The following is a 6,958-nucleotide window of genomic DNA, read 5'->3' on the forward strand; positions in this document are numbered from 1 at the left end:
ACGTGCGCACCCATTGACTACGCAGTCACACTCGGCCTACGCTCCCATCCCAACAGCGTCGACGACCGCCAAGGGAGGTGCCCGTGCCGCGCAAAGCATCACCCCGTCCAGCACGCCGTGCCGTCTCGATGACGGACGTCGCCGCGCATGCCCAGGTCTCCCAGAAGACGGTCTCGCGCGTGGTGAACGGCGAGCCGTACGTCCGGGAGGAAGTGCGCCTGCGGGTGCAGAACTCCATCAAGGAGCTCGATTTCCGGCCCAACGCCGCAGCGCGTTCGCTGGTCACCCGCCGAACTCGCCGGATCGGAGTGGTCGCGCTGGGCACGGCGTTCCACGGCCCGACGTCTGCGCTGGCGGCGCTCGAGTCCGTCGCACGGGCGGACGGCTACTCGCTCAGCGTCCACCGCACCGATTCGACCGACCGCGACGAGATCCAGTCCGCGGTGGACATCCTGCTGAACGAGGGCGTCGAGGGGATCGTGCTCTCCGAGCCGAAGCAGCTCGAAGGCTCTCCTCTGCAGATCCGCGCCGACGTCGCCGTGCTGACCCTCGGGGCGCGCGGCCTCACGGCCCGTGACGATGAGCTCGTGGTCGGCGCGGACGAGGAGTCCGGCGGACGCCTCGCCACCGAGCATCTACTGACTCTCGGCCACCGGACCGTGCACCACATCGCCGGCCCGAGCGCCTGGATCTCCAGCCAGCTGCGACAGGTCGGGTGGGCGTCGGCGCTCCGCGAGCACGGCGCCGAGATCCCCGAGGTGGTCGCCGGCGATTGGTCCCCCCGCAGCGGCTTCGAGGCGATGGCGCAGCTGCTGAACTCACCCGCCATCCCCACCGCAGTCTTCGTCGCGAACGACCAGATGGCGATCGGCGCCGTCTCCGCCATCACCGCCCGCGGCCTCAGCGTCCCCTCTGACATCAGCGTCGTCGGCTTCGACGACATCGACGTCTCCGAGTTCCTGCCCACGCCGCTCACCACGCTGCGTCAGGAATTCTCCCTCGCCGCACATCGCGGCATGAACGCGCTCATCCGGACGATCGACGGCGCCACGCCGCCGGACGCCCTCCTTCTGGTGCCGCTCACGCTTGTGAACCGAGCAACGACCGCACCTCCGTCCCACGCCGGGGCCACCGACAACCGGTAACCCCTGTCCGTCACCACTCCCCACCCGCGGAGCTGGTGCCGGCGCACGACACCCGCCCCCACCCCACGGCGGCGACCTGTACCCCCATATGACAGCGCAGTCAGGAGTGCACCACATGACCCATCCACGATGGACGAACCCACCCTTCCGGCGGGCTGTATCCGGCCCGCCCGCTCCCCCACCGGTACCCGGCGGCCTGCGCCGCCGTGATCTGCTGCGCACCGGCGCTGCCCTCACAGCCAGTGTCGGCCTCGCCGGCGGGCTCAGCGCCTGCGGAAGCAGCAGCTCCGGCGCCCCGATCGACTCCGGAGACGTCCCCCTCGCCCTGTGGACCCACGACGACGGGTACATCACGTTCTTCACCGAGGCGATCCCTCTGGCCGAGGAGAACTCGGACTTCACCTACGACGTCACGATCACCAAGAGCGACGCCTCGGACCTCGTCACCAAGCTGATCGCCCAGGCGGTCGCCGGCACCGGTACCCCGGATGTCGCGGGCCTCGAGATCGGCGCCTTTGCCCGCATGCTGCGAGGGGACATCACCTCTGAGCTTTTGGCCGACCTGACCGCTGATGTCGAGCCGTTCAAGGATGACCTGATCGCCGCCCGACTCACGCCGTTCAGCAAGGACGGCGCGCTCTACGCCCTGGACTCTGACACCCCGGTCACCGTGCTCTATCACCGGGCCGACGAGTTCGACCGACTCGGCATCGACCCGGAGTTCGGCACCTGGGAGAACTACGCCGAAGTGGGCCGCAAGCTGGCCGAGACCGACCAGCTCTCCCTCGGCGCCATCGCCGTGAACGACCCCGGCGGGACCGTGCAGTGCTTCCACATCCATCTGCTCCAGCGCGGAGGCGACCTCTTCGACGCCGACGGCAACCCCACGCTGCAGACCCCGGAGGCCGAGGAGACCCTCGCGTTCCTCGTGGACGGCGTGCAGAGCGGCTTCCTCGCCACGGTGGCGGACATGTACGGCCCGAGCATCCAGAGCGGGTTGAAGTCCGGGAAGATCCTCGCGGTCAACATGCCGTCCTGGTATTCCAGCTACGGCATCCAGCCCAACGTCCCCGAGCATTCGGGCCAGTGGCGAGTCTCCGCCGTGCCGGTCTTCGAAGGCGGCGGGCATCGGGCGGGCGTCGGCGGCGGCACCGGGTTCGCAGCCCTACGGGACAAGCCGGCCTCAGACGCGGCGCGGAACCTCGTGGTGAGCACCTACCTCGATCCCGCCCAGCAGGTGAAGCGCTACAAGGACATGGGCTACCTCCCCACGCTCCGCTCGGTCTATGACGAGCCGGAGCTGCTCTCGCTGGAGAACGAGTACTTCGGCGGCCAGAAGCTCTTCGAGATCTTCCGCGACGTCATCGACGACGTGCCCGAGGTCCACCAGAGCGCCGACACCTCGATCATGAACACCGTGCTGTCCGGGCAGGTGCTGCGCGCCTTCAAGGGTGACGTGAGCCCTGCCCAGGCGCTCGCTGACGCCACCGACGACTTCCGCGGCCAAGCGAAGGGCTGACAGATGACCACCTCAGACTCCCCCACCACATCCACCGTCATCAGGACCCCGCCACCGGCTCCCGGGCGACCTCGCTCCGCGCCGGGACAGACACGGCCCGCCGGCCGACGCCGTCAGTCACTGCGAGGCGGCGCCGCTCCCTACGCGTTCATCGCCCCGTTCTACATCCTGTACGTGTTCTTCATGATCATCCCGATCGGTGCGGCGATCTACCTCAGCCTCACCGAGTGGGTCGGTCTGGGCGCACCCGAGTTCATCGGGATCCGGAACTATGTGAACCTCGCGACGGACTCGAGCTTCGCGACCGCGCTGGTCAACTCGCTCATCTACACGCTGATCGCCGTGCTGGTGGTGGTGCCCTGCGCGCTGCTCATCGCCCAGGCCCTGAACACGAAGGGGCTGAAGTTCCGAGACCTGTTCCGGGTGGCCTTCTTCGTGCCGATGGTCCTGTCCCCGATCGTGATCGCCCTGATCTACAGCCTCATCTTTGACCGCGACTACGGCCTGCTGAACTCCACGCTCGACGCGCTCTTCGGGCTGCCGCACGTGGACTGGCTCGGGGACCCGACGATCGCCAAGGGCGCGATCGGCTTCGTGCTCCTGTGGAGGACCGTCGGCTACCTGACGATCTTCTTCCTCGCCGCACTCCAGAACGTCCCCTCCGAGCAGTACGAGGCGGCAGCCCTGGACGGTGCCGGGCGCTGGCGCACGTTCTTCGCGGTCACTGTCCCCGGGATCAAGCCGATCTCCGCGTTCGTCATCGTCACCTCGTTCATCGGCGCCGCCCAGCTGTTCGACGAGCCGTACCTGCTCACCAAGGGAGGCCCCGGCGAAGCGACCATCTCGGTCGCGATGTTCATCTACCGCGCCGCCTTCGAACGCCAGCAATTCGGCTACGCCGCCGCCGCGGGAGTGGTCCTGTTCGCCATCGTCTTCGCAGTCAGCCAGGGCCTGAACCGGCTCCTCGGCATCGGGAGGGACTCATGAGCACCATCGACACGACCAGCACCAGCACCGCAACCGCCCCGCCGGCACCATCGACCGGCGGCCGACGCCGAGGACCCGACGGTCCGGCCCGCGTGCGTCGCGGGCTGCTCTATCTCACGCTGATCGCCCTGCTCGTCGTGTTCATCCTGCCGATGCTGTGGGCACTCAGCGGCTCATTCAAGCAGCGCGGCGATATCTTCGCGACGCCGCCCAGTCTGATCCCCGACCCGGCAACGCTCGAGAACTATCAGAACCTCCTGACTACGCAGCCGTTCTGGTCGTGGTTCGCGATCAGCATCGGCACCTCCGTGATCGCGACGGTGGTCTCCGTGTTCGTGTGCGCGATGGCCGGCTACGGCTTCGCGAAGTTCCGCTTCCGCGGCAAGCGGATCCTGTTCGCGATCATGTTCAGCTCGCTGTCGATCCCCTTCGCGGTGATCCTGATCCCGCTGTTCATCCTGGTGGTGAAGAGCGGCCTGGCGAACCCGTGGTTCGCGCTGATCGTGCCGTGGGTGGCCCCGGCGTTCGGCATCTTCATGATGCAGCAGTTCATCGTGCAGGCCATTCCGGACGAGCTGCTGGAATCGGCCCGCATCGACGGCTCCAGCGAGTTCGGCACCTTCCGCCGGGTGGTGCTGCCGCTGCTGCGCCCCTCCCTCGGGGCGCTCGCGGTGTGGAGCTTCCTGCAGAGCTACAACAGCTTCATGTGGCCGCTGGTGATCATCTCCAACTCCCAGCAGTACACCCTTCCGCTTGGGCTGAACGTCCTCTACGCCTCCGAGAACCGCAGCTATGACCTCGTGCTCGCCGGCGCTGTCCTCGCCTCGATCCCCACGATCCTCGTGTTCATCCTGCTGCGGAAGCAGCTGCTCGAAGGGCTCGTGGCCGGGGCGGTGAAGGGGTGAATGTCGGGCCGACGAGTGGTGCGCTCGCCCGTCGGCCCTCCCGCCCATTCCCCCAACGGGAATCGAACCCGTGTCGCCCTGTCCGTGCCCACCCACTCGATCCTCCTGACCCGCTCCCGAAAGGACCCCTCATGACCCAGCTTCCCGACCACGTGCTCTTCGGTGCCGCGTACTACCACGAGTACCAGCCCACTCCCCGGCTCGAGACCGACATGCGCCAGATGCGCGAGGCCGGCTTCACGGTGATCCGCGTGGGCGAATCCGTGTGGTCCACCTGGGAGCCGGAGGATGGCGTCTTCGATCTCGAGTGGCTCGCCCCTGTGCTCGACGCCGCGCACGAGAACGGCATCGCCGTCATCCTCGGCACCCCCACCTACGCCGCCCCGATGTGGCTGGCTCGGCAGGTGCCGGAGATCAACGTGGAGCGCACCACCGGGCAGCGGATGGGCTGGGGCGTGCGGCAGGAGATCAACTACGCCCACCCGGCGTTCCTGTTCCACGCCGAGCGCCTGATCCGCAAGATCATCGCGCGGTACGCGGACCACCCCGCGGTGATCGGCTACCAGGTCGACAACGAACCGGGCAACGAGATCTTCGCGAACGACCAGGTGTTCCAGAAGTTCGTGGACCACCTGCGCCGCACCTACGGCAGCGTCGAGGATCTCAACCGCGAATGGGGCCTCACCTACTGGTCCCACCGCCTCAGCGACTGGGCGGATCTCTGGCGCCCCGACGCCAACGCCCAGCCGCAGTACACACTCGCCTGGCGCCGCTTCCAGGCGAGCATCACCACGGGGTTCATCAGCTGGCAGGCCGAGGTGGTGCGCGAGTACTCCCGCGAGGATCAGTTCGTGACGACCTGCATCTCCTACGACCGGCCGACGCTCGATGAGCACGCGGTCGCCAAAGACCTCGACGTCACCGCCGGCAATCCCTACTACCAGATGCAGGATTCCTTCGAGCTGCCCAACACCACCCAGGACGCCCAGTTCTGGACCACCACCGGGGTGTGGTCCCTGTTCACGCACGCGGATCGGATGTACGGCACGAAGCAGGCACCGTTCCTGGTCACCGAGACCAACGCCCAGGCGATCGGAATGTCCTGGATGAACGAGCCCGCGTACGACGGGCAGTGGCGCCAGGCCGCCTGGGCTCTCATCTCCCGCGGCGCCGCGATGATCGAGTACTGGCACTGGCACACCCTGCACGCCGGCGCCGAGACCTACTGGGGCGGCGTGATCCCCCACAGCCAGGAGCCGGGCCGCGTGTACCGCGAGCTCGCCCAGATCGGTGAGGAGCTGAAGGCAGCCGGCTCCGCCGTCACGGGCCTCACCCCGCATGCGGACGTGGCGCTGCTGTTCGACAACGCCAGCAAGTGGTCGCTCGGAGAGTTCCCGGCGCTCGCCAAGGACGGCGACCCGGATCATCGCTCCTATCAGACCGTGTACGAGGCCTACTCCCGTGGGGTGTTCGAGGCCGGGCTGCAGTCGAACGCCGTGCACATGGCGCAGCTGCGCGAGCAGACGCCGGCGGAGTTCGCGGCGAAGCGCCCAGTGCTGGTCGCGGCGGCATTCACGATCGCGACCGACGAGGATCTCATGTGGCTGCGCGAGTACGCGGAGGCCGGCGGGCACCTGGTGGTCGGCATCCGCACCGGGTACGAGGACCAGGAAGCCCGGGCTCGACTCGAGCGGAAGCCGGCGCTGCTCGATGACGCGGCGGGGGTCTGGTATGACGAGTTCAGCAACCTGCGGGCGCCGTTGCCGCTCGTGGCCGACGGGCCTGCCGAGGGCTTCGATTTGCCGGCTGGGGCCGCCGGCACGTTGTGGGCCGACGGGCTGCAGACCACCGACGAGGCCACGACGGTGCTGGCCCGCTACGAGCACCCGCATTACGGGCGCTGGCCCGCGATCAGCACGCGTGAGGCCGGTGCCGGGCGCGTCACGTATGTGGGGACGGTGCCGGATCCCGCCACGTCAGCGGCGCTCATGGAGTGGGCTGTGGAGGTCGGCGCGGGAGCTCCCGCGTGGACACGAGACACGGAGTCGCAGACGGTCTCCACCTCGACGAACGGCGCAGGAGAACGGGTGCACGTGGTCCACAACTGGTCGTGGGAGCCGAGTGTTTTCGTGTTGCCCGGGGCGGCTACCGACGTCCTCAGCGGAGAAGAGCTGGCGAAGGGTGCCGAGGTGGAGACTGGTCCATGGGATGTACGGGTGATGGTCCAAAGCAACTGACACCACCCAGAGGTACGGGGCATCGGTCGTGCCCCGTACCTCTGGTGTCGGTGCGAAGTGGCAATGCCTCGACCACAGTGACCAGAGCAGACACCACCCTGTACGTCTGGCTCAGATGGCCCCGAATAGTGCTGCAGCCGCGACGGGACTGCCGCACGTTTAGGC

At 68.0% G+C, this 6,958-nt stretch carries 5 protein-coding genes; all 5 read left to right on the plus strand.

The genetic code is table 11. The features are described 5' to 3' along the window. Positions 1-83: 83 nt before the first annotated feature. Positions 84-1,145, plus strand: coding sequence for a LacI family DNA-binding transcriptional regulator (locus ACT3T5_RS02760; protein ID WP_444593564.1), 1,062 nt, complete (start codon positions 84-86; stop codon positions 1,143-1,145). A gap of 115 nt (positions 1,146-1,260) precedes the next feature. Next, the gene (locus ACT3T5_RS02765) at positions 1,261-2,664 is read left to right on the plus strand and encodes an ABC transporter substrate-binding protein (RefSeq protein WP_444593565.1); all 1,404 of its coding nucleotides are present in this window, start codon (positions 1,261-1,263) and stop codon (positions 2,662-2,664) included. Between the two features lie 3 nt (positions 2,665-2,667). After that, a complete protein-coding gene (locus tag ACT3T5_RS02770) occupies positions 2,668-3,651 on the plus strand; it encodes a carbohydrate ABC transporter permease (RefSeq protein WP_444593566.1) in 984 nt (327 codons plus the stop codon). Then, entirely contained in the window at positions 3,648-4,556 is a 909-nt protein-coding gene (locus ACT3T5_RS02775; RefSeq protein WP_444593567.1) for a carbohydrate ABC transporter permease, read from the plus strand. The genes ACT3T5_RS02770 and ACT3T5_RS02775 overlap by 4 nt, the downstream gene beginning before the upstream one ends. Positions 4,557-4,687: 131 nt before the next feature. After that, the gene (locus ACT3T5_RS02780) at positions 4,688-6,793 is read left to right on the plus strand and encodes a beta-galactosidase (RefSeq protein WP_444593568.1); all 2,106 of its coding nucleotides are present in this window, start codon (positions 4,688-4,690) and stop codon (positions 6,791-6,793) included. Positions 6,794-6,958: the final 165 nt, after the last annotated feature.

The organism is Brachybacterium sp. AOP3-A1-3, from assembly GCF_052378285.1.
Classification (GTDB): domain Bacteria; phylum Actinomycetota; class Actinomycetes; order Actinomycetales; family Dermabacteraceae; genus Brachybacterium.

What these genes read in the sequence shown, in the direction of transcription:
- ACT3T5_RS02765 (WP_444593565.1), top strand. Translation starts at nt 1,261, where the DNA reads ATGACCCATCCACGATGGACGAACCCACCCTTCCGGCGGGCTGTATCC.
- ACT3T5_RS02770 (WP_444593566.1), top strand. Translation starts at nt 2,668, where the DNA reads ATGACCACCTCAGACTCCCCCACCACATCCACCGTCATCAGGACCCCG.
- ACT3T5_RS02775 (WP_444593567.1), top strand. Translation starts at nt 3,648, where the DNA reads ATGAGCACCATCGACACGACCAGCACCAGCACCGCAACCGCCCCGCCG.
- ACT3T5_RS02780 (WP_444593568.1), top strand. Translation starts at nt 4,688, where the DNA reads ATGACCCAGCTTCCCGACCACGTGCTCTTCGGTGCCGCGTACTACCAC.